The sequence below is a fragment of the Rickettsia bellii RML369-C genome (assembly GCF_000012385.1).
GTDB lineage: Bacteria > Pseudomonadota > Alphaproteobacteria > Rickettsiales > Rickettsiaceae > Rickettsia > Rickettsia bellii.
On record NC_007940.1, the window covers coordinates 161,986 to 186,729 of the forward strand.

Genomic DNA, 24,744 nt, shown 5'->3' on the forward strand with positions numbered 1-24,744 from the left:
TTCGTCAATTACTTTGTAATTTCCTTAGCTCAGACGGAAAAATCGATCCCTGCAACAAGACAGTTTTGATTTTCTACAATTGTTTATCTAAATTGCAGTTAAAAGCTTACAAAATCAGATTGACTTATTTAAAGTTTTGCCTAGAATCATTTTGGAGCAGTGAATAGCTGTTCTGGGGTTTAGAAGCCTTTTGAAAATGTGGTGAGTATCTACCATTAACGATACTATCCTCAACTATGGTTGGGGTGGCAATAGCATATGTCCAGGGTTTAAGGTGCATACCTTAAACCTAAAAGCTATTGCAAACTGTCATTTTCGGTTTCTTCTAACTCCCCAACCACCATAAAATATTTTGTGGTGGTTAATACTTGAATAATTTAAGTTTAAAGGATATTAAACCGTTATGAACAATATTGTAGAAAAAAGAATAGCTCTTATTGAGCCATATTTAGATTTTATTATTAAAAGCGAAGAATTATTGCGTGAAATTTATCCAAATGGCTTGGATAGGGATTTAATGATAGAATTTATTTTAGCTAAGAAACCTTATAAATCTTATGCTTATTATACTCTAATTCGTAGTTTATTTAAATCGCCATGCAATAAAATTATACTAATAATTGACAAACAATTGCTAAAATCTCTCTTGGGTTTATTCCGCTCTATTATCCTCGGTACGTTATCATATCTCAAGTTAATTAAAATTTTTATCTATGATGAAAATGATTTCGTTCTAGATATAAAAGCCTTAAAAAGTAATGAAAATTACTTCTGGTCTTATAAAATCAATTACTTTAAAAAACTGATTAATGGGGAGTGATTAGTTTTGTCTATGCGGGAATGACATAAAATAAAAATTGTCCGGTACTATAGTCACTTCGTGGCTTATCCACAGGGTCCAGAAATACAACTAAAAATATCAATAATATTGATATTTTTAACTGGATCCCGCTACAAGCACGCAGGATGACAACTGGAAAACTGATCGACGCAACAAAGCCTTTACGAGATGACAAGATTGAGTTGATCCACGCAGGCAATGCAAAAAATAAAGTGATGTTTATTTATAACTTATAAATCCCAGAGAATTCAGGGAGTTTACTGTTTCAAATAATGGCAGTCCCATAACATTTGAATAAGAGCCGGAAATAAATGAAATGAAAGCTTCGGCATAACCAGAGATTTTACATCCACCAGCTTTATCAATCCCCTCATCTAGCGAGCAATAAAAATTTAGCTCTTCTTCGCTTAATCTTTTAAACTTCAGGACTGTTTGAACTATTTTCTGCCTAGTGACCAATTGATCTTTATCTTTTTTGATAATACATAAACCGGTATAAACACGATGACGACGTCCGGATAATATATTCAGACAATATCTTACTTCTTCAGCACTACTTGCTTTTGGCAATATTCTTCTTCCAAGTGCCGTTACAGTATCTGCTGCTATGATAATAGCAGAATCTTCTATTTGAGAGGCAATTTTTGTAGCTTTTTCGTAAGCAAGCCTTGTAGCTAAGTGATTTGGTGATTCACGTAGATTAGGCGTTTCGTCTATATCTGCTGGAATAATTTGTGCAGGTGTAATTTTAATTCTTTTAAGAAGCTCAACCCTTGCAGGTGACTGTGATGCTAGTATTATAGGTAGGTTTTTTGATCGATATTGCATGCTTAAGATTGGTGACGAAGAATTACACGTCCCTTAGTTAAATCGTAAGGGGTCATTTCTACTGTAACTTTATCACCCAATAATATTCTAATACGATTTTTACGCATTCTACCAGCGGTGTGAGCAATAATTACATGACCATTTTCCAACTTCACTCTAAAAGTAGCGTTAGGTGCAAGCTCAATTACTGTACCCGTAAACTGAATGAGATCGTCTTTTGACATTAATTTATATTTATAAATGGTCGGGGCGGAGAGATTCGAACTCCCGACCCTCTGGTCCCAAACCAGATGCGCTACCAGGCTGCGCTACGCCCCGAGAGTTAATTTCCTATATTATATACTCCATTATTTGCAACAAATCAATTTGTTTATTCAAAAATATGTAAATATTAGCTTATTTAACAATAAAAGCAGTAATTACTAACTTATCCACTTGATACCATACTGAGTATATATTAACCCATCTTAATAAAATTTTAACTATGGTTAAAATTAATTATATTTAAGCAAAAAAATTAAATTTTATTTAGGTTTTACGAAGTTATTACAAAAAATCTACAAAATTTAATTTTCTTTAATAAACAAAAAACAATTCTAAGTTGTTAATTAATTCTATAATTTTCTTTTAAATTCTAGCTTTATTCATATTTTTATTATATATAATCAACATTTTTCAATTAGAAGCAGTGTGTTGTTTATAGAACAAATTTATGTACCAGAAAAATTTTATTGTTTTAACAATTATTAATTATTTCTTCTATTCCTTTTTTATTATTAATATTAATTAAAATACAGAGTAAAAATATTAATTTTATTATTAACCATTTTTAAGGTTAAACATAACGAAAATATTAATATTTTTATATTACCCTTTGCACGAAGTAGTTACCAATCTTCACGCAATACAGAACAATATTTGCTGAGAAAATACAGATCTCAAATTTTAATTTTAAGATTAAGCAAACTTTAGGAGACGTTATGTCAAGTCAAAAAAATAACATAAAGGATTTCGTAAAAAAGGCACTAGTTAGTACTTCTATGGCTGCAACAATGCTTACAGCAGAAAGTGCTTTCGGTACATCAACGTTAATAAATCGAAATGTGATAGGAAGTAGTGCAGATTTAAACAGCGGGGCGGGACTTGATGCAGGAACACCACTTCTCCCTGGTCAAATGCTTACAGTTCCAATACAGTCCAACATCAATGTTAACACGCCCACGGTTAACGGAACATATCTAAGTGCTTCAGGTACTGTTATGACCTTTACAAATCCTAATACAACAATTGATGCTATTCAAAGCTCAAATGGTAACCCGAACGCATTAAGTATGGTTATAACGCCAGGAGTACATGTTACCCTGACAGGTGTAGGATATCCCGCTGATCCAGATGCAAAAGATGCTTCCGGTAACTCAAATCCTTTTGCTGGTACTGCAACTAATCAAAGTGATATCGCAAGTATAGATTTCCAAAACAGTAATGGAATAATCGAAATGAATGCCAAAACTTCTGGCTTAATGGATTTTGCTACTGGCACTACACCTACTATTATTGCTAATGCTGCGGATGCTACTACAATAATCGGGGCTGGCACTATTATACAGGTAAAAAACCAATCTTGGACTACCATGGGAACAATTGATATTGGTCAAAATTCACAATATAAATATATTAACAACTTAGATAATAATGTTAATGTATATCCAACCGGGCAAACTTTTATATTTCGAGGTCCAACTTCTGTAGTTGATTTTAGTAATGAAAGCAATTTAAGCGATGCATTTGTATCCGATAAACCTATAGCACCTATCACTGATAACAGTGGAGCAATAACAGACAGCTATGGGACAGCAGCCTTTCACGTTTCTACCTCAGAAACAACTATTGCTGTAAATATCGGACTTAGCAATAAGCAAAGACTAAATACTTTTATTACTGATGGTAAGAATATAACAACCATTACTGGTAATATTTTTGCTCAAAATATTCAAATTGCTCAAAACCCTTCAGGGGTAGATCCCGATACTACACAGCTTATTTAGCAAACACCGATTGATACCGGAGCAGGTGGATTAGTACAATTTAATAGCAATAGTATTTCAGAATTCCAAGCAGCTATAACCTCTAATATGGATTTTAATGGAACGGGTGCAACAGCAATAATAGATTCCGAAGTTAATATAACGGGTAATATAATTAATTCCGTAGCAGGAGGAACTCAGAACTTGAATTTCGTTGGAGATAATACAGTTACCGGTAGCGTAGGGGGAAATGCTACAGGAAGTAATCCTATTTATGCGTTAAATATTCAAGGTAATAATAATACACTAGTTGATCTTCAGGGAGATGTAACTGTTGAAAATTTTAATTTTACTAGTGATGGTATGGCTGATGTAGGCGGAACATTAACTGCTATATCAGGAGTAAATTTTAATAACCAAAAAGGAACACTTATATTTGATGGGACAGGAGGATCTTATGTTTTTTCAAGCCCTGTTATTAGCCAATCAGCTGGTGTAATAACAGTAGCTACCAATCTTACAGTAACTGATCCTAGTATTGCTGACATTGGAGTTACTCAAATAGGATCAACAACGCTTCCTGGAGCACTTACTTACAAAATTAATCAACCAAATCTTACTCTTTTGGCAAATGGTAGTGAACTTACTTTTGCTCAAACTAAGTCTAGTCTAACTTTTGCTGCTCCTACTCAACAAACTATAGCCTTTAGTGGTAGTATAGATGGTTTTACTGATGGTACTAGTAACATGGTCTTAAATGGTACTCAACCTTTAACTATTAAAGGAACTACCAATGATAAAACTATAGGGGCTACTAATAAATTAAATAATTTAAATGTTATAGGAAATGTTACAGCTTCAGGTGGAGCAAATCTAATTAATATTGGTGGCTTTAAATCTCTTACTATCGCCGGGAATAGTAATCTTACAGATCAGGGTGTTACCTCAGCAAATATTGCTTCTATAATTATTGGTGATAGTAGTGGTGCTTCAGGCTATATACTTACTCCAACAGCAAATTTTAACCTTGCTTCAGACGGTCTGAAATTTGGTAATACCGGTTCTCTATTAACTATTCAAAGTAATGGTGATGTAACAGCCAATTTAAATGGAGATTTAGATCCAGGCATCTCAGGCGGTGGTGCAATTTCATTAAATTCAACTGGTGGCACTTTAACAATAACAAATGCAAATAATTTAGGTATAGCAGGCTCTGGCAATCTTTTAAACACTATGGAATTTAAAGGGACAGGTAATATTACTGTAAATCCAACTATTAATACTGCAAATCCTATTACTACACTTTTAAATGATACTCGGAAATGTCAATACTAGTATTAATTTTGTTGCTGCAACTAATCTCACAGTAAATAATGTTACTGGTCAAATGGATCTTGCTGGACAGGCAGGTGAGATAGATGTTAATGCTGATGCAACAGTAGGAAATATTATAAGCAGCAATGGTGTAGTTGGAGCAGCTATTTTAGGAAATAATGTAAAGACTGGTGACATTATTAACGTTGGTACAGTTAATTTTAACGGGGCTGGGACAAGTAACTCTATTCAGAACGCATTAGCAGTTAATTTTCAAGCAGCAGGTCAAGTTACTTTAACTAATGCTTCTAGTGCCGGAACTTTTACGATTGCTCAAAGTGGGACAGTAGTTAATGCTGCTAATGGGGTTCAAGGTGACGTTGCGGCAGGTGACGGCAATTTTAACTCTAGTCTCATTACCGGTAATGCAACTGTTGGGGGAGGAACAATCACAAGTAATATAAGCGGTACTGCTACCTATACAGGTGCAGGAACTATTACTGCTACAACTATTGGCGGTCAGACTGACTTTGATGGAAATGAGGGTATATTAAATATTAATGACACTGGGACAGTAGGCATTGTTACAAGTAGTAATCCTACTGCCCAAGCTGGAACAGTTAATTTTTTAGGAGGAGCAACAACCACAGCAATTACAAATGTTACAGCGGTTAATTTTAATGGTGCTGGCACAGTTAAAATAACTTCTCCATCTGGTCCAAGCACTTTTACAGTCAATAATGCAGATGCACAAGTTAATACAGCTGCATCGCCTGCTGCTCTTACCGGTACAGTCGCTGCTGGAGATGGAGCAGTGTTTGCTACTATTACAGGAAATGCTTCTGTTAATGCCGGTTCAATAACTGGTAGTATAAGCAAGGATGCAACTATTACCGCTACTGGACAAATTACTGGTAATGTTGATGGTAATGCAACTGTAAACTCTGGTCAGCTTACAGGTAATACTGGCGGTAATGCAAGCGTAGGTGTAAATGGACAAATTACCGGTAATATAGGAGGTACTGCTACAACTATTGGCGGTCAGACTGACTTAGCAGGATTTGCTGGTGTATTAAATGTTAATGCAAATGGAACAGTAGAAAATGTTATAAGCAGTAATGGTGTAGTTGGAGAAGCTATGTTAGGGGATAGTGTAACAACTGGTGACATTATTAACGTTGCTACTGTTAATTTTGCAGGAGCTGGAACAATTAATTCTATTCAGAACGCAGGAGCAGTTAATTTTAATGGACCTGGTCTAGTTACTTTGACTAATGCTTCTAGTGCCGGAACTTTTACTATTGTTCAAGATGGAACAGTTGTTAATGATAGTAACGGAGTTACTGGTAATGTAGTTGCAGGTGATGGTCAATTTAATTCTAATATTGATGGAAGTGCTTCTGTTAATGATGGAACAATAACGGGTGGTATAAGCCAAAATGCAACTATTACAGGTGATGGACAAATTAATGGTAGTGTTGGCGGTAATGCAGATGTAAATGCTGGTCAGCTTACAGGTGATGTAACTGGTAATACAACTGTAACTACAGGACAAATGACTGGTAACACTGGCGGTACTTTATCTTTAGGTGCAGGACATGTTGCCGGTAATGTCGGTAATAGTGTCACGTTTACAGCTGCAGGAGGAGCTCTTGATACTACTACTGTTGGTGGAGAAATTGATTTTGCGGGTAATAATAGTACAGTTACTGTTGCTGATACTGGTAGCTTAACAAGTGTTACAAGTAGTACAACTACCGCAGGTAATGTAGGATTTGCAGCTGAGGCCAATGTTACAGGTGTTATAAATAATATTTCGACAATAGTTATAGAGGGTGCAACAGGTAAAACAGTAACTTTTGGTGATGATATATCGGTAACCTCTCTTGGATTTACTAACGGGGAACAGCTGATTTAAAAGGATCGCTTACCACTACTAACGATGTAGAATTCAATGGCACCGGTGGTATTTTACAGTTTTCAGGAACAAATCCAGCCGGCTATTCATTTAATAGTGCAGTTACAAATGGTCAGAATGGAACATTAAATGTTTATACTAATTTAACATCTACTGATGCATCTATCGGAAAGATAAAAACAATTAACATAGGTCAGCTAGGCACACCGAATGCTCTTAATATACTAGTTAACCAACCAGCATTAAGTTTACTTGCGGCAAGTGGATCTATTAGTTTCAACGATCCGGGTTCAACATTAAACATACTACCAGGACAAGCACAAGTTATAACTTTTGGCGGTAATTTAGATGGCACTACAGGAACAGGTGGCGGTATTTTAGACTTTGATGCAACTAATGGCGATTTAACGTTACAAGGTGCAACAGGTAATGAAACTGTAGGGGAGACTAATCAGTTAAAAGCTATAAATCTTGTCGGAGCTAATACTATTACATTACTTGGTGGAGCTAATCAACTAAGCTTTAAAAACGGTGCAGCTGCTCTAACTATTGGAGGAGGTACAACATTTGCTGATCAAAGTACTACTTCATCTGATATTGGATCAATAACTATAGGAACTGCCGCAACTGCTGGTACTTATATACTTGATGCAGTAAATAACAACTTTACTCTTACAGCTGGTTTAACTTTTGGTAATGCAAACTCTGTATTACAGTTACAAACTAGTATTGGAAATAATGGCAATAGTTTAATTACTCTAGGTGGTGATATTAATCCTGGGGCAGCAAGTACTGGTAAAATTGGAATAAGCACAATTAATGCTGGTGCGACTTTAACTATTAATGGTGTGTATAATGTTGGTATTGCTGCAGGTAATACAGTACAGTCAATAAACTTTAATGGAGCTGGTTCAATAATAATGACCGATCCGATACTTAATCCAACTGCACCTATTACTACAAGTGTAGCGGCACTACAACTTGGAACAGTTGGGGTTGGAGTTAATTATACTGGACCTACTAATTTAACAGTAAATAGTATTGCTGGAACAACTGATTTTGCAGGTCAAGCAGGTGCATTAATTCTTACAGACGGAGGTAGCTTAGCAACAGTTATGAGTAGCAAAGCAACAGCAGGTCTTTTAGCTATAGCAGGAAGCGGGACAATTACAGGAACTGTAAATAATATTAATCAAATACAAGTTAACGGAATAGGCGGTACAACAGCAGAGTTCCAACAAAATGTTTCAGTTGCCTCAGTATTATTTGGTAATGGCGGAACAGCCGATTTTAAAGGATCTCTTAACACTGATCCTACTGGTAATATTAATTTTGGTACTAACCCTAACGGCGGTATTTTACAGTTTTCAGGAACAAATCCAAACGGCTACGAGCTTAGTAGCGTAATTGAAAATGGTGGGAACGGAACATTAAACGTTTTTACTAACTTAACAGCTATTGAACCATCAATTGGAACAATTAAAACAATCGTTATCGGTCAAACAAGTGCACCTAACACACTGACTGTAGATGTAACAAAAGGGTTATTAAATTTACTACAATCACCAGGTAGCACTGTTACCTTTAATAATGCTGCTTCTAAACTCGCTTTAACTACTAGTATTGATCAACAAGTTACTTTTAATAATAGCTTCCCTGGTATAGCAGGTGGTGGCGGTATCGTTGTTTTAGATAGCCAAAACGGTGCTATACTTGAGATCCAAAGTTTTAGTGGTACTCAAACGCTTGGAACAAGTGCTGCACCTTTAGATCAAATATATGTTACTGGTAACGTCGGAGTTATAGGAACTTCCACTAATAAACTTGATGTACGTAATGTAAAAAATCTTACTATTGCCGCTGGCGGAATATTTGCAGATGCATCTCCAAATATTACTTCTGCTTTAATTCCACAAATTTTTATCGGTGATCCTAGCGGTCCTGGTGTCTATGCACTTGACGCAGTAAATGGTAATTTCCCATTTGCTGCACCCGGTTTAGCATTTAAAAATGACTCATCAGTTTTAAAATTAATGACTAGTGCAGCAACTGGTATTACTAGTACTATACAATTAACAGGTGACATAACACCTCCTAATCCTAACACTGCTATAGTTGAAATAAATGCTAAAAATGCCGGGTCTACATTAGTAATAGATGGTACTAGTAATGGTTACTCAATCGGAACATTAGCTCTTCCTATGAGTAAGATAAAATTCACTGGGGATGGAACAATAGAAGTAACAGCTATTAGCACTCCGGCTATAGAAGTATCGGTTTCAAAACTTGCTATAGCGGAAGTGGATTCGGATGTGTTCTTTACTGGTCCAGCTACTCTTGCTGGCGTTCAAATTAATGGTGATATAGATTTCCAAGGTAATGCTGCAAATGTAGTACTTGCTTCTGATACAGCAAATAATTTACCGGCTCTTATTAGCGGTAATATAGCAAGCACCGGCACGCAAAACGGTACTATAGAATTTATGGATGATGGTACTATAGGCACAGTAGATAGTAACGGAGTTTCAACAAACACGATTACGAACATTGCAATGTTAAAAGCTGGTGCGGATAATAGTACTGTTACAATTAACTCCGGCGGTGATATGTCAATTGGTGAAATCCAAGGAACTGGTACTGGTAATATATACTTTACTCAAACCAATCCTGCAATAACAGCAAATATTAACTCAACTGGCGGCTCACCTGTCAATTTCTTCTTTAATAATGGCGGTAGTATTTCTGGTGATACTATAGGTAGTGAAAATAACCCAATTGGAAATATAACAATTCTAGATGGCACATTAAAGCTTGGAACATCCGATAATTCTGTTATTACATTTCGTAATGTGTATTTAGGACCAAAGGCAATAATTAACTTTGATACAAACAAATTAAATGATACCGGTGCTTTTATATTGAATTATGCTGGTACTGTTCCAAACGCATTTGGTATTTTTGCTGAGACTCCGATTGAAGGTGGGGTAAAGTTTGATGGGGATGCTCCTACAGTTACTAGTGGTACTTATGGTTCAGTAGATAGTCCACTTGGGGTGATTCAAATAGATGGTGGTGACGTAACTTTTAATACCGAGGTATATGTAACAAATCTTAATTTTACTACTACTAATGCTGTTACCACTACTTTTAATAATGATAGCCAAATCGGTGGAGTTATTACGACCGGTAACGGAATACATACTATAGCTCTAGCAGGTAATACAACTATCGGTAATTCTGATATCGGAGGTCCGTCTAATACTCTGAAGACTATTCAGTTTATAAAAGATGTCACATTTACCGATAACAGCCCAACAAGCGTTTGTTCAACTGTTACCTCTAATGCACCTAATCAAGGTACTATAGTCTTTACTGCCGATAACGGCTTTACCGATGATTTAGGGGATAGCACCAACAGTCTTAAAACTGTACAATTTAGTAGTGTTGAGGGTACAGTTAAAGGGGATACCTATTCTGAAAATGTTAGTATAGATTCAGGTAAATCGGCAATTTTCAGCGGTTATAATAGCAGAAGCACAAGCGTGCCTTCCTCAACAGTTGGGGGGGTTACAGTTCCAAGATCAACACCACAATTTAATTATCAAACGGTAGTTTCTTCTAGTGATTTCCAAGGTACTGATAATACTACCTCTGCCAAGTTTACTAATGCTGCATTAGTACAAGCACCGATTAATAATGGTAATCTAACATTCGAAGATGATGTATGGTTACAAAAACCTGTAACAAATGTTAACACTATTACTTTTGCATCGCAGAAAAACGCATTGATAAGTGCAGGTATAGGAGCAAATAATATAGTTGCTGATCAAACAACTATGGTGTTTGTTGGTGATAATGCAACTATTCCGGCACAAGGTAATATAACAGGAAGCAACGTTACGTTTGATCTTGGTAATAATACAGTTGTATATGATGGGACTGCTACTCCTACCGGTAATCTGGTGTTTAATGTCTTATATGATACAACTAATGCAGGGAAAACAGCAAATACTAATAGTGGTAATATAGTTTTAGCAAATGGTGCTGTACTTGATTTATCAAAGGTAGACTCAATTCAAGTTGTTCTAACTGCTCAGAATAACCCAAATGGTATAAGACTCGGAAGTGCTTATCCTTTAGTCAGCTCAAAAGGTGGTAGTATAATACCAGGTGCTGCAGCAAAATTACCTTTCAATGTTATAGCTAATGAGAAGAACTTTGTCAGATGGGTTATAAATGATGATTCGTTCATACTTTATACAGCAACAGCAGATATAATACCTACAATTTCAAGACCTTCAATTGCAATACATAGAATAATTCACAGTAATCCAAATATAATTATACCTGATATAGATATTATAAACCCAGTCATTGGCGGATTCACTCCTGCAACTCCGGGTACAGGTAGCGTAACAGGTGGCGTATTTACTCCAGTTGATCCAAATATCCCAGGTAATAATGTTGTTGTAACTGGTAACAACCCAGTAATTGTTAATGGTGGCAATACACCATCAATAGGTAGCGGTGGCAATACTCCTAACGGTCCAGTTACAGGCGGGTCTGTGATTGGCGGCGTATATACTCCAAGCAACCCAAGTAATAGCGTAGTGCCTAGCGGTCCTGGTACTGGTGGAAGCACTCCATCAATAGGTAGTGGTGGTAATACTCCTAACGGTCCAGTTACAGGTTGGTCCGTGATTGGTGGTGTATATACTCCAAGCAATCCGAGTAATAGCGTAGTGCCTAGCGGTCCTGGTACTGGTGGAAGTACGCCATCAATAGGCTCAGGCGGAAATACGCCGTCAATTGTATCAGGTGGCAACACTCCATCAATTAGAACAGGAGGAAATACACCATCAATAGGTAGCGGTGGTAATACTCCTAACGGTCCAGTTACAGGCGGGTCTGTGATTGGTGGTGTATATACTCCAAGCAACCCAAGTAATAGCGTAGTGCCTAGCGGTCCGGGTACCGGTGGAAGTACGCCATCAATCGGCTCAGGCGGAAATACGCCGTCGATAGGGACAGGTGGAAGTACAGGAAATAACCCATACACTCCATTAGTAGGAACAGGAGGAAATACAGGTAACAGCCCAAGCAATTACAACCCATCAGTAGGAACAGGTGGTAATACCGGTAATAGTCCAAGCAATTACAATCCATCCGTTGGAGCTGGAGGAAATACCGGTAACAGCCCAAGCAACTATAACCCATCAGTAGGAACAGGTGGCAATACAGGCAATAGCCCAAGCAATTACAACCCATCAGTAGGAACTGGAGGAAATACTGGCAACAGCCCAAGTAACTACAACCCATCCATTGGAACAGGTGGTAATACCGGCAACAACCCAAGCAATTACAACCCATCAGTAGGAACTGGTGGCAATACAGGCAATAGTCCAAGCAACTATAACCCTGCATCTGGTGGTAATGTAGGTGCTACAGGTAATAATGCGTATGGTGGTAATACCGGCAACAGCCCAAGCAACTACAACTATAACTCATCGGCTGGTTCAAATGGTGGAGTAAGTAACACTGGCAGCAGTCCGAACGGCTACAAATCATCTACTGGTTCAAGCTATAATGGTTCAGCAACAAATGGTGCAGTTAGTGTTGTTCCTGCTAACAATGCAAGCGGAAGCACTTACCAACCTTCAAATAATAATGGTTCTGCTTCGGATATATCTGCTATTGGTAGCAGCAGAGATAACCAAGTAGGTGCAGGTGGTAGCGGTAATGGAGGAAGTTCAAATAGCGGAATAAGTCGTTCTAATGCTAATGATGGTTTTAATGCTGCTAAAGATAATGCGAGCATGGGTAATCAAGAAATCAATAAAAGAATGGAGGCTGTTAAAAATGCAGACGGTACTAGCCCTGATGCAGAAGAAGCTGATTCACGTAAACGTGGTGCAGCAGTCGGAGGCGGTGATTGCGATGATTATAATACCGGTAATGTTTATGGTGTATGGATAAGTCCATATTACGGAAAAGCAGTGCAGAAAGCTCTAAGTGATGGGTTTAGCGGTTATACAGCTAAATCTGAGGGTGGATCAGTCGGTGTTGATACTGTTATAAATGATAATATAGTCCTTGGTGCTGCTTATACTAGAATCGATACGAAATTACGTTATAAAGATTCAAAATCTGGTAATGTTACAAAAGTCGAAACTAATATGGGTTCTGTATACGGATTATACAATTTTGCAGATAATCTATTTATAGAGGGTATAACCACCTATTCACGTAGTAGAATTAAGACTAATGAGTTACGTGGTACTGTAGATGGTACTGAGAATGCGTATGGTAAATACAACTCAACTTCTTATAGTGCTCAAGTAGTAGGAGGTTATAACTACTTATGGAAAGATAGTTCTCTTGCACCAATGGCAGGTCTAAGATTCACTAGAATTAAAGATTCCGGATATCAAGAGCAGGGTACTACTTTCCAAAACTTAACTATTAAGAAGCGTCAATATAATAAGGTTGAGGGTATACTTGGTGCTGAAATTAAGACGACATTCTATAAGGATGATTTCATAATTAGACCACAAGCCCATGCGTTTATTAATTACGACTTTAGTGGTAAAACACCGGCAATCGTTGCAGAGCTTAATGGTATTAACGAGCCATTACCAGTACAAACACCTAAGGCTACTAAAATGTTATATGATCTAGGAGCAGGTGTAGTAGTTAAGAAAGGTAATATGGAGTATGGAGTACATTATGGTCTTAACTTTGCTAAAAAATACCATGCACAAAGTGGTACTTTAAGACTTAAACTAAACTTCTAAAAAACTAACCTAAAATAGGTAAAGGATAAGATTTTTCAGATCTTATCCTTTACTTATTCTAAACGTAATATCCTGCTGAACTATTTTCTGCAAGCAACTCTATTACATCATCATGTCCATAATATTCGGCTAGCTTTAAAGGAGTTTGTCCTAAATAATCGGGTGTAAAATAATCAGCTTTTTTGGTTTGTAGTAATTTTATAGCAGGTATATGGTGACTATTTACAGCCCAATGCATAAGAGTAGAGCCTGATTTATCACAAGCATTAATATCAATACCAGCATTATCAATTAAGAACTCTATTAAATCTTTTCCCGCTCCCGCTTTGATTGCATGATGTAAAGAGGTGCGTCCAAGCAAGTCTTTAGTCCCAAGCTTAACTCCTTTATCATGTAATGCTTTTACTAAATCTAGATCATTAGCATAGGTGGCTTTAATTAAAAGCTTCTGCCCAATTGTATTATCAATTTTAGTACAATCTGACTTCTCAATTAAAGTTTTAGCTAATTTTGTAATATTTATCTTCTTATCGTGGATTTGAACTATTTTCTCTAGTAGTGTTTGTTTAGAGTTTAAGAATTTATTAGTTAAATACTCAATCAAGCTTATACTTCTAGAATCAATAGCAAGATTGAAGATTTGATATCCAAGATCGCTTTTAATGTCAAATTTAGCTCCTTTGCTAATTAATGTCTTAATTGATGAGATATTTTTAGATTCTACAGCAAGCTCTAATGGCGTTTTGTTATTATTATGATTTCTATCAAAGAAAAAATTTTATATCTGCTCATTACCAACTTTTTCTGCCCAATTTTGTAAAGTTAAACCATATTTATCATGTTCATTAAATTTAGTATTCTCATATAAATATTTTACTATATCTAAATTACCGACTTTGATGGCTAAATGAATAGCAGACCAACCATACATATTGTTAGGAGCAACTACGCCACCATTTTGAACTAGAAACTGTACTATTTCTAAATTATCACCGAGTATTGCTAGCTCTAAAGCAGTTCTACCTTTAGCATCTTTAATATTAATATTATGCTTGTTACATACACTTTGTACTAACTTTATATTTTTATATCCTACTGCTAAATGCAAATCTGTCCATTTTTCAGAATCTATAATTTGTGGGGGTATTAAAGATTCAAAAAACTTTCTTACAGGAGTTTTAGGAATATAGATATATTTTGGTCTTAAATAGCTAGTATCTGGGCAATATTTGTGTCTGTAGTAAGCTGTAGTCATAGTTATTTCCATTAGTTAATATATTTCGGGCGTGATTATTAAAATATATTAATGATAATGTCAATGAAAAACGTTATTGTACTAAGGCTAAATGATGTTGATAGGTAGAATAAAAATCTTCTCAATATAATCTTGTGTGCTTAAGCTTAAATACCATAGAAGACAGTAAAAAATATTAAAATTTTCAATATTTTTATTTATTTTTTAGTATGGTTTTAGTAATATTAAGACAATTTATGATTTAATGAGTAAAACCTCTTGTGGGTAGCATTATTGTACATATTAATTTTTTTATAGGATTATCTTATGTATTGGTTACTTCTTATTCTAGCAGGATTATTTGAAATAGCATTTGTTATTTCATTAAGATATTCAGATGGTTTGACAAAACTAAAACCTACAGTTGCCTTTATTTTTTTTGGAGCTTTAAGCTTTACCTGTCTTGCTAAAACCTTGGGTAAGATCCCAATGGGTACTGCATATGCCGTATGGACAGGTATAGGTGCGGCAGGTACAGTTATATTAGGTATACTTGTTTTCAATGAACCGGTATCTATATTACGCTTATTTTTTGTTACTACCTTAATAGTATCTATAATCGGACTTAAATTTTCTTAAAAATAATTATAACTTAATACCATTATTTTTTATTCAACTAATTTACCTTGTACGTAAAAATCGTATGCGGTTTGGTAAAAGCTAATAGCTTCCTCGGTAAGGTTAATAGAGTTTGGTATCTCTTCTTTTTCTTCTCCTAATAATATATAGGTTTTTGGCTGTAGTTTAGGGCTTAAAATTACTAGCTTATCGTCTTTTAAAAAGCCTAGTAACTGATAAGTGCTTATGAAAGCTCTATTTGCTGGATTATTTATTATATCCTGCCCCCATAATTTGCTTTTATATTCAAAGCCAAGCAAACCGAAAATCGTTGGGGCTATATCTATTTGACTTGCTAGATTATCTATTTTTTTCGGCTTTAATATTTGTGGTGCATAGATAATTAGTGGTATATGATATTTCTCTACAGGTAGCTCCGTTTTACCAGCACTTGAAGCACAATGATCGGCAGTAATAACAAAGATAGTATTATTAAACCATTCTTTCGTTTTAGCAGTTTCTAAGAACTTATTTATTGCATAATCGGTATATTTAACTGCTGCATTACGTCCACCACCTGATGGTAGATCAATCCTATTCTCAGGGAAAGTATAAGGTCGGTGGTTTGAGGTAGTCATAATTAACGAGAAAAACGGCTTACCATCTTTATAATCTGTATCAGCTTGCTCTATTGCCTTGTTTAGAATATCCTCGTCTGCTACTCCCCATACATTTGCAAAGCTTATCTCTGAAGCTGTTAAGTTACCTCGGTCTATTATATTATAGTGATTACCGCCGAAATAATTACGTAAATTATCAAAATAGCTATAACCACCAAATATAAAGTTAGTGTTATATCCTTGATTCCTAAACACAGTGCCGATATTAAATAAATTCTGGTTATCAGGTCTACGCACGATTGATGAACCTGGAGTTGGTGGAATCGATAAAGTAATAGCTTCAAGTCCCCGCACTGTCCTTGTACCGGTAGCATAAATATTAGTGAAGAACATACCTTTATTTGTTAATTCATCCAAGTAAGGCGTAATATTATCACTATTACCAAAGCTTTGCATGAATTTGGCACTTAAGCTTTCTACTGTAATAAAGATTACATTATATTTTTGCTTATTCGAATTTTTAGAGATAATAATACGCTCGATAGATTCATTATCTACAAATTTATCACTATTATTTTGTAATCTATCACGTACTATGCTTAAAGCCTGCTTACTATCTATAGTGGGATAGAAGCTATTATAATTTAGACTGTTATTAAGATAAGCGGAAAAAATCTCATATGGACCGTTTTTAGCAAGCTCTTCTGCATATTTATTAGAATGGAAATTTAGCTTTTCAGGGCTATAAAATTTAAAGGCAATAAAACTAGTTGCAGCTAGAATAATTGCTGAAGCTAAACAGCATTTTCTATTTATATTATATACTGCATCAATAACAGCTTTTCGCAAGATATAGGTAGTAATAGCACTAACTATCAGAATTCCGCTAATGATCTCTATATAGGGCATAGATTCTTTAACTGTGCCGATAATTTCATGAGTATATACTAGATAATCAACGGCAATAAAATTAAAGCGAGTACCAAACTCATCCCAAAAAGTAAGTTCAGCTGCTGTAATAAAGATTAGTGAGGCGATAAAACCGCAGTAAAATAAGTAACAAAGCGGCGTGTAGACTAGCCTAAACCTTGATAATGCTAAGTTTCCCAGCAATATTAAAACTAACATTATAGGCAGGAAATAAGCCGCAGAAATGAGATCATTAATTAAACCAAAAATAAACACTAATGGCACTTCTATAAGCGAAACTTGTTTATAGAACAATGCATATGTGCATAAAGCTATTCTAGTGATTGTTTGAAATATTAAGTAAGTCTTAGCAGTTAGTAATTTCATTGGTATCTATGATTATTTAGTAGGTCATTTTTATTTTTCGGTGTCATCCTGTGGCGGTATTGTTGTGTGAATAACTTCCCCCTGTCATCCCGTGATTTATTCACGGGATCCAGTTAAAAATACTAATAAAATTAGTATTTTTTATTATTTTCTGGATACCGTGGACAAGCCACGGTATGACCCCGAGGGTGCTTTTGAATTTACGCAACAAAGCCGCCACGGGATGACAAATATTTAAGCTTTGGCATGACACTCTTTTATCTCTCCGGTAATAATATCTCTCTTTTACCTGTATGATTCGGTGGGGATACTATCCCTTCTTTTTCCATTTTCTCAACTAAATTCGCAGCTTTGTTATAACCGATTCTAAGCGATCTTTGAATATAGCTAATAGAAGATTTTCGCTCATCACGTACTATCTGCACAGCTTTTTTATAAAGTACTTCATCTGATGTTCCATCACCGATATCAATACTACTATCATCTTCATCAGACTGCTCTGTTACAGCGGATATATATTCTGGCGTGCCTGTTTCTTTTAGGTATTCCGTAATTTGCTCGATCTCAGATTCGTTAACGAAAGGTCCATGTACCCTAGTAATTTTAGAGGTATTACCCATAAATAGCATATCACCCATACCAAGTAACTGCTCTGAACCCTGTTCACCTAAGATAGTGCGGCTATCGATTTTAGAAGTAACCTTAAAGCTGATACGGCTTGGGAAGTTAGCCTTGATTACACCAGTAATAACGTCAACAGATGGTCTTTGCGTTGCCATAATAATATGAATACCGGCTGCTCTTGCCATTTGTGCTAAACGCTGTATCAACATCTCGATATCTTTACCGGCAACTAGCATTAAATCAGCCATCTCATCAACGATCACCGCTATAAAGGGTAGTTTTTCCATATTCATTGCCACAGTTTCATAGATGGGTCTGCCGGTTTCAGGATCAAAGCCTGTTTGAATTGACTTCTCAATTATTCTTCCCTCTTTAACCGCTTCCTGAATCTTAGTATTATAGCCGGCGATATTCTTAACACCGATATTGCTCATCATTCTATAGCGGTTTTCCATTTCTTTGACTGCCCATTTTAGTGCCACCACTGCTTTAGCCGGTTCAGTTACAACGGGCGTTAATAAATGCGGTATCCCGTCATAAGCTGATAGCTCAAGCATTTTCGGGTCAATCATGATAAAGCGGCACTCTTCAGGGGTATAGCGATATAACAGCGAAACGATCATAGCGTTAATCCCTACCGATTTACCTGAACCAGTTGTTCCTGCAACAAGCAAGTGCGGCATTTTGGCAAGATCGGCAATAAGCGGTTTGCCCGCTAAATCTTTACCTAAAACTAAAGGCAATAAAGTAGATGTATCTTGATATTCCGGCGTTTCTATTAACTCTTTTAAGCAAAAGAATTCTCGCTGCTTATTAGGTAGCTCAATACCAAGCACATTTTTGCCTGGTACTACTGCAATCCTTGTTGATAAGGCTGAGAGTGAGCGGGCTATATCGTCGGATAACCCTACTACTCTTGAGGTTTTAGTGCCTGCTGCCGGCTCAAACTCATATAAAGTTACTACCGGACCTTGGCCTATATTAATTATTTGTCCTTTCACACCAAAATCATTTAGTACAGTCAACAGCTCTTCGGCTTTTTGTTTCAATTCTGACGATGAAGCACCTTTTATATGATGATTTTCAGGGTTACGAAGTAACGAAATTGGCGGCAGTGCTGTTGCGTCATTTTGGGATATTTTAGGAACAGTAGGTTTATTAAAGAATTTTATTGGATTTACAGGTGCTGGTTTAGCCATAATAGGCTTTGGCTCTTCTGTAAATCTTATTTTTTCGTTTACCGGTTTTGTATAAGAAGGGGTAATCTTTATTTTATTATTTGCTTTACCAGAAAATAATTTTGGCAAAGTTAATTGTGAAAATAGATTATAGAAAAAAGTTTGTATTTTATATGCTAAGAATTTACCTAATTTAATGATAAAGCTGCTTAAAGAAGTAAATTTAATTTCAAATAAAACAACAAATATAATAAATGTAAAAAATACTAATAATAAATGAAGTTGATTTGTGAATTGTTTAAGAAAATGAAAAATAATTATACCAGCTGCTCCGCCACCATTAGAGGGTACAAATTCTAAATCAAAATTAGATAGTAAAGCTGCGGTACTGAAAAGAGCAAGTAGCATTACCGATATACGGATAAAGGATTTGCGATATTTCTGTTGCCAGCAATTCTTCCCCCAAATAAAACAAGAAAGCGGTATTATAAAAGCTGCAACCCCAAAAAATTGATATAAAAAATCAGATAGATAAGAACCAAAAATCCCTAATAAATTATTAGTATATCCAGTTGTTGCCGAATTAAAAGACGGGTCATCAAGCTTATATGATACAAGCATAGAAATAGTAGCAAGACCGATTATTCCTAAAATAACAGCTTGTACTTTACTATTTGAAAGAAATTTGTTTACGTAGTATAGCATTAGTTATTGATAAAAATTTACTATAACATACTATTTTGAAGTAAATTAAACAAGAAAATTTACACCTTGCGGAAAAATGTTATACTTAAACTCTATAAAAGGACATGTATTATTTTTATGATTTAAAAGAGTGTGCGATGTCATTCTCGTGTGGCATTGTTGCATGGATCATTTCCCCCTGTCACCCCGTGATTTATTCACGGGATCCAGCTAAAAAATACTAATAAAATTAGTATTATTTATTATTTTCTGGATCTAGTTAGCAAGCCACGGCATTGTAAGAAAAGAAAGTGATATAATATAAGTTATAAATGTAATATAAACATTTATAAGAGAGTGTTAATACCCTATATAATGATATAGGGTATTAAGCGGGCATAAGCGACCGTCACGGTATAGTAGGTTTTATACGACCGGAGTCATCAAGGTACTATAGCCCGACTCTCGAGAAGTTTGAATAGTTGGAAGGGATGCGATAAGCACGCCCGATTACAATCCTAAACAATATAAAATCTCGAGGTACATATGATAAAATATCACAAACATATAGGAATTGATATAGGAAAATATAATTTTGTAGTAGGAATAGAGGGCATAAAAGATACAAAAGAATATGAGAATACAAGTTTCGGTATATTTGAATTTATTAATGATAATAAGGATATTTTAGCAAACTCTCTAACTGTAGTTGAAACAACAGGCGGATATGAACTAGAGTTATTGTATAGCTTATGTGAAAGAGGTTATGTAGTACATAGAGCAGATGCAAGAAAGGTAAAGAATTTTATCAGATCATATGGTAATAGTGCAAAAACAGATAAGTTAGATGCTAAAGCATTAGGATTATATGGTAAGGAGCGAGCAGATAAGCTTGAAGTATTTAAGCCTGAATCAAAACAAAATATACAATTATTTCGGTTAGTACAAAGACGGAATGATTTAAAGCAAATGTTAGTTGCCGAAAAGAATAGATTACAACAAGCAAATACAGATAAGTTTGTTAAAAATAGCTGTATAAATATGATAGATGTTTTAAGTAATCAAATTACAGAGATTACTAATCAGGTAGAAGTGATTATATCATCAGATCAGCTGTTAAAAGCAAAGCATGAGATATTGAAAGAGATAAATGGCATTGGTAATATAGTTGCTTTTGAGTTATTAATATTATTACCGGAGTTAGGGAAGTTAACAAGACGGCAGATTGCTTCTCTTGCAGGGCTTGCTCCAAAAGCTAATGATAGTGGTAAATATCAAGGATATAGAAAGGTAGGACATGGTAGAGCAGGAGTCAAGCCTATACTATTCCTTGCTGCTATGTCAGCCCGTAATAGCAAGACTTCTGGTTTAAGACTCTTTTATGAGCGACTCATTAACAATGGTAAAAAGAAAATGGTCGCTCTTACCGCTTTAATGCGTAAAATTATTGTCATCGCTAATGCTAAATTAAAATCTCTTCTTTTTAATTTAAAACATAGTTGATGACACCGAAGATACTTTTCGATCCACACAGGCAAAGCCACCTCTCAAAGACAAAAATTTATTTGCTAGAGTAACCCTTGACGAAGAATTGCAGACCATTGCTTGGTCTAATGGAGCAGATTTTGCTCCTGAATTCTTAAAAGCCCACTTAGAGAATATAAGGTAAATAGAATTTACACCTTTTAAAAAACTATGTTATAATATAGTTCTATAGAGAACACATAGTATAACATGATCATAAAAATTCATTCTGAGAAAGATTTTGAGAAAATGCGGGCAGCTGGCAGGTTAGCTGCTGAAACACTTGATTTTGTAGAACCGCATGTAAAGCCAGGCGTTACCACAAATAGTTTAAATGATCTTTGTCATAATTTTATTATTTCGAATAATGCCATTCCTGCCCCTTTAAATTATAAAGGTTTCCCGAAATCTATTTGCACCTCGATAAATCACGTGGTTTGTCACGGCATTCCAAACGATAAACCATTACGAAACGGTGATATAATAAATATTGATGTTACAGTAATTTTAGATGGTTGGTATGGTGACACTAGTCGCATGTATTATGTTGGTGATGTGGCAATAAAGCCGAAACGCCTTATTCAAGTAACTTATGATGCAATGATGAAAGGAATCGAGGTAGTAAAACCAGGAGCAAGGCTCGGTGATATAGGTCATGCTATTCAAAGCTATGCTGAGAAACATAATTATTCTGTAGTACGAGATTATACCGGTCATGGAATTGGTCGTGTTTTTCATGATGAACCATCAATATTAAATTATGGTCGTAGCGGAACAGGGCTTGTTCTAGAAGAAGGTATGTTTTTTACTGTTGAGCCTATGGTAAATGCCGGCGGATATGACACTATATTAAGCAGCCTTGATGGTTGGACAGTTACCACGCGTGACAAGTCTTTATCGGCACAATTTGAGCATACTATAGGCGTTACTAAAGACGGTTTTGAAATATTTACATTATCCCCTAAAAAATTAGATTATCCTCCCTATGTTAAACTATAAGCTAATGGAATTCTTTGACGGCGAACCTGAGATAGTTCCCGATATAGCTATAAAAGAAGAGCCAGATCCTCATTATATAGGTCATCGTAAAAGGGTAAAAGAACGCTTTGTGACTTCAGGAGCGGCAAATTTTTCCGATTATGAGTTATTAGAACTGATGCTATTTTCGTCTATTCCTCGTAAAGATGTAAAGCCTCTAGCCAAAAAATTACTGGAAAATTTTAATAGTATTACTGATTTAATCAATATTGATAAAGAAAGATTGCTTAGTATTAGCGGTACTAATGAGAATTTATATATCAATTTTGCTATAGTACGTGAATTAATAAATAGAGCATTAAAACAAAAAATAATAAATAAAAATATTATTGCCTCATGGGGTTCTTTGATTGATTATTTAAAAGTTAATATGGGTAATATGCGGCTTGAACAATTTCGGGTATTATTTTTGAACAAAAAAAATATTTTGATTGCTGATGAAGTTTTAAGCCAAGGAACTATTGATCAGGCTGCTGTATACCCACGAGAGATAATTAAAAGAGCGTTGTTTAATGAAGCGAGTAATATTATACTTGTTCATAATCATCCAAGTGGTAGCCCTGATCCTTCAAAAGCCGGTATTGATATGACAAATATAATAGTAGATATGTGTAAAACAATAAATATTATAGTGCATGATCATGTAATTATCAGTAATAATAAATATTTTAGCTTTAAATCTAACATGTTACTATGAATATAAATAGCTATATTGTATTATTTATTTTTTCTTTTATAGCAACTACTATATTAACATACATATTGACCAAATATTTTAAGATAATTGGTTTAGTTGATATACCTAGTAGTCGTCGCTCTCATGATAAGGTAACTCCTCGTGGCGGTGGTCTTGCTATTGTAATTGTTGTAATGATTGCTTTAAGCAGTTTTGAATATATAACAAGCGGTTTGCTTACTAACTCGGCAAAAATATTACCGCCATTATTTGTAATTGCGACAGTCTCTTTTTTAGATGATTTAAAACCTGTGCCGGTACTTATCCGCTTGATAACTCATTTAATTTGTTCTGCTTTTGCTATCTATCTTTTTATCTCTCTGGATTTTGCTGCTAATATTAATGTACCGATATATCTTATTTTTATTGCATTAATTATAGCTTTAAGTGGATTCGTTAATATATATAATTTTATGGATGGTATAGACGGCATGAGTTGTATAGAATCTATTCATCTATCAAGCACTATACTTATATTATGTTTACTACAATTTCAGGTACTTGCTAATCCATATTTTATATTTAGTACGAATATTGTTATACTTGGTTGTTCTATTGGATTTTTAATATTTAATTGGCAGCCGGCAAAAATATTCTTAGGGGATGTGGGCAGCATTAGCCTTGGTTTCTTACTAGGTTTTTGTTTGTTGATGCTTGCGACTACAAATATTAACTTATTTATAGCTTGTTTTATCGCTAGCTTGTATTACTTAACCGATGCGGTACTGACTATATTAATTAGATTAGTAAACAAAGAAAAAATTTGGCAACCTCACTTAAAGCATTTTTTCCAAAAAGCTGTCAAAAAAGGCAAATCTCATAAACGGGTAGTATCGATTATAGCGATTTGTAATGTATTCTTGATGATATTATCCGTACTGTCGTTATACTTACCTATAATATCTATAATGCTTGCTTTAGCAGTAATTACTTTAACTGTCCAAAGTTTATTAAGATGAAGCTAATTAAAGATGATGTTCATAAAATAGTTAGGCATATATTTGCAAGGCAGCATCCTTTGCTTCCTGAAATAATGATTAATTGGAGTAAAATAGTCGGATTTAAATTTAGTGATAAGGTATTACCTTTGAAAATAATTGCTGATACTAATAAAAAGCAAAAGATTAATACGCTGTTTATACAAGCAGAAGATCATGCAACAGCTTTAGAAATATCTTTTTACCAAGAAATTATACTAGAACGTATCGCAGTTTATTTAGGCTTTAAAGCAATACACCAGATGCGGGTGATTGTCTATAAGCAAAAATAGTGGCGTCATGACATTGCTTGCGTAGACCAGTTTTTCCCTTGTCATACCGCAACTTGATCGCGGTATCTTAGGACGTAGTTTGCGATACAAGACCCCGTGGTCAAGCCACGGGGTGACATTAAAATTGACTGGATTCCTGTGAAAGCGGGAATGACATATAAGACAATTCTCGAGCCATGCAACAACGCCCGAATGAAATGAGT

18 protein-coding genes and 1 tRNA gene are annotated in these 24,744 nt (G+C 35.2%); 11 read left to right on the forward strand and 8 right to left on the reverse strand.

Going from position 1 to position 24,744, the window contains the following annotated elements; translation table 11 throughout:
* The first annotated feature begins 403 nt into the window (after positions 1–403).
* Complete coding sequence (locus RBE_RS00745) at positions 404–820, forward strand: hypothetical protein (protein WP_011476838.1); 417 nt, start codon at positions 404–406, stop codon at positions 818–820.
* Positions 821–1,060: 240 nt separating this feature from the next.
* Here the strand turns inward: RBE_RS00745 and RBE_RS00750 are convergent, their stop codons facing one another.
* The 3 genes from RBE_RS00750 to RBE_RS00760 all read right to left on the reverse strand — a co-directional run bounded on the left by RBE_RS00750 (position 1,061) and on the right by RBE_RS00760 (position 1,987).
* On the reverse strand, positions 1,061–1,669 hold the full coding sequence (locus RBE_RS00750) for a Maf family protein (protein WP_011476839.1): 609 nt from the start codon (positions 1,667–1,669) through the stop codon (positions 1,061–1,063).
* A gap of 2 nt (positions 1,670–1,671) precedes the next feature.
* Positions 1,672–1,893, reverse strand: coding sequence for a translation initiation factor IF-1 (gene infA, locus RBE_RS00755; RefSeq protein WP_011476840.1), 222 nt, complete (start codon positions 1,891–1,893; stop codon positions 1,672–1,674).
* Positions 1,894–1,910: 17 nt separating this feature from the next.
* A tRNA-Pro gene (locus tag RBE_RS00760) sits at positions 1,911–1,987 on the reverse strand.
* 662 nt (positions 1,988–2,649) lie between these two features.
* Between RBE_RS00760 and RBE_RS00765 the strand changes: the two genes are divergently transcribed.
* The 3 genes from RBE_RS00765 to RBE_RS00775 all read left to right on the forward strand — a co-directional run bounded on the left by RBE_RS00765 (position 2,650) and on the right by RBE_RS00775 (position 6,925).
* Positions 2,650–3,714 carry a hypothetical protein gene (locus tag RBE_RS00765; RefSeq protein WP_011476842.1) on the forward strand — a complete coding sequence of 355 codons (1,065 nt, stop codon included), beginning with the start codon at positions 2,650–2,652 and terminating at the stop codon, positions 3,712–3,714.
* Positions 3,715–3,801: 87 nt separating this feature from the next.
* The gene (locus RBE_RS00770) at positions 3,802–5,028 is read left to right on the forward strand and encodes a beta strand repeat-containing protein (protein WP_011476843.1); all 1,227 of its coding nucleotides are present in this window, start codon (positions 3,802–3,804) and stop codon (positions 5,026–5,028) included.
* Positions 5,003–6,925, forward strand: a complete 1,923-nt coding sequence (locus RBE_RS00775; RefSeq protein WP_011476844.1) for a beta strand repeat-containing protein — start codon at positions 5,003–5,005, stop codon at positions 6,923–6,925. The genes RBE_RS00770 and RBE_RS00775 overlap by 26 nt, the downstream gene beginning before the upstream one ends.
* Positions 6,926–7,562: 637 nt before the next feature.
* Here RBE_RS00775 and RBE_RS08790 read toward each other — a convergent pair.
* Complete coding sequence (locus tag RBE_RS08790) at positions 7,563–7,739, reverse strand: hypothetical protein (RefSeq protein WP_187145744.1); 177 nt, start codon at positions 7,737–7,739, stop codon at positions 7,563–7,565.
* A gap of 34 nt (positions 7,740–7,773) precedes the next feature.
* Between RBE_RS08790 and RBE_RS07690 the strand changes: the two genes are divergently transcribed.
* A complete protein-coding gene (locus RBE_RS07690; protein ID WP_011476845.1) occupies positions 7,774–13,719 on the forward strand; it encodes an autotransporter domain-containing protein in 5,946 nt (1,981 codons plus the stop codon).
* 58 nt (positions 13,720–13,777) lie between these two features.
* Here the strand turns inward: RBE_RS07690 and RBE_RS00790 are convergent, their stop codons facing one another.
* Positions 13,778–14,323 carry an ankyrin repeat domain-containing protein gene (locus RBE_RS00790; RefSeq protein ID WP_011476846.1) on the reverse strand — a complete coding sequence of 182 codons (546 nt, stop codon included), beginning with the start codon at positions 14,321–14,323 and terminating at the stop codon, positions 13,778–13,780.
* Between the two features lie 174 nt (positions 14,324–14,497).
* Positions 14,498–14,986 carry an ankyrin repeat domain-containing protein gene (locus tag RBE_RS00795; protein WP_011476847.1) on the reverse strand — a complete coding sequence of 163 codons (489 nt, stop codon included), beginning with the start codon at positions 14,984–14,986 and terminating at the stop codon, positions 14,498–14,500.
* 294 nt (positions 14,987–15,280) lie between these two features.
* On the opposite strand from RBE_RS00795, the gene RBE_RS00800 reads away from it, so the two are divergent.
* On the forward strand, positions 15,281–15,592 hold the full coding sequence (locus RBE_RS00800) for a DMT family transporter (protein ID WP_011476848.1): 312 nt from the start codon (positions 15,281–15,283) through the stop codon (positions 15,590–15,592).
* A gap of 29 nt (positions 15,593–15,621) precedes the next feature.
* Here RBE_RS00800 and RBE_RS00805 read toward each other — a convergent pair whose 3' ends face one another.
* Positions 15,622–17,487 (reverse strand): LTA synthase family protein, encoded by a 1,866-nt coding sequence (locus RBE_RS00805; protein ID WP_011476849.1) that lies wholly within the window; start codon positions 17,485–17,487, stop codon positions 15,622–15,624.
* 257 nt (positions 17,488–17,744) lie between these two features.
* Positions 17,745–19,994 (reverse strand): DNA translocase FtsK, encoded by a 2,250-nt coding sequence (locus RBE_RS00810; protein ID WP_011476850.1) that lies wholly within the window; start codon positions 19,992–19,994, stop codon positions 17,745–17,747.
* A gap of 525 nt (positions 19,995–20,519) precedes the next feature.
* Between RBE_RS00810 and RBE_RS00815 the strand changes: the two genes are divergently transcribed.
* The 5 genes from RBE_RS00815 to RBE_RS00835 all read left to right on the forward strand — a co-directional run bounded on the left by RBE_RS00815 (position 20,520) and on the right by RBE_RS00835 (position 24,541).
* Positions 20,520–21,476 (forward strand): IS110 family transposase, encoded by a 957-nt coding sequence (locus RBE_RS00815; RefSeq protein WP_011476719.1) that lies wholly within the window; start codon positions 20,520–20,522, stop codon positions 21,474–21,476.
* 231 nt (positions 21,477–21,707) lie between these two features.
* Entirely contained in the window at positions 21,708–22,496 is a 789-nt protein-coding gene (gene map, locus RBE_RS00820) for a type I methionyl aminopeptidase (RefSeq protein ID WP_011476851.1), read from the forward strand.
* Positions 22,483–23,232: a RadC family protein gene (gene radC, locus RBE_RS00825; RefSeq protein ID WP_011476852.1), complete on the forward strand. Its 750-nt coding sequence runs from the start codon at positions 22,483–22,485 to the stop codon at positions 23,230–23,232. Before map ends, radC begins: the two co-directional genes overlap by 14 nt.
* Positions 23,229–24,230: an MraY family glycosyltransferase gene (locus RBE_RS00830; protein WP_011476853.1), complete on the forward strand. Its 1,002-nt coding sequence runs from the start codon at positions 23,229–23,231 to the stop codon at positions 24,228–24,230. Before radC ends, RBE_RS00830 begins: the two co-directional genes overlap by 4 nt.
* Positions 24,227–24,541 carry a DUF721 domain-containing protein gene (locus RBE_RS00835; protein WP_011476854.1) on the forward strand — a complete coding sequence of 105 codons (315 nt, stop codon included), beginning with the start codon at positions 24,227–24,229 and terminating at the stop codon, positions 24,539–24,541. Before RBE_RS00830 ends, RBE_RS00835 begins: the two co-directional genes overlap by 4 nt.
* The last annotated feature ends 203 nt before the right edge of the window (positions 24,542–24,744 follow it).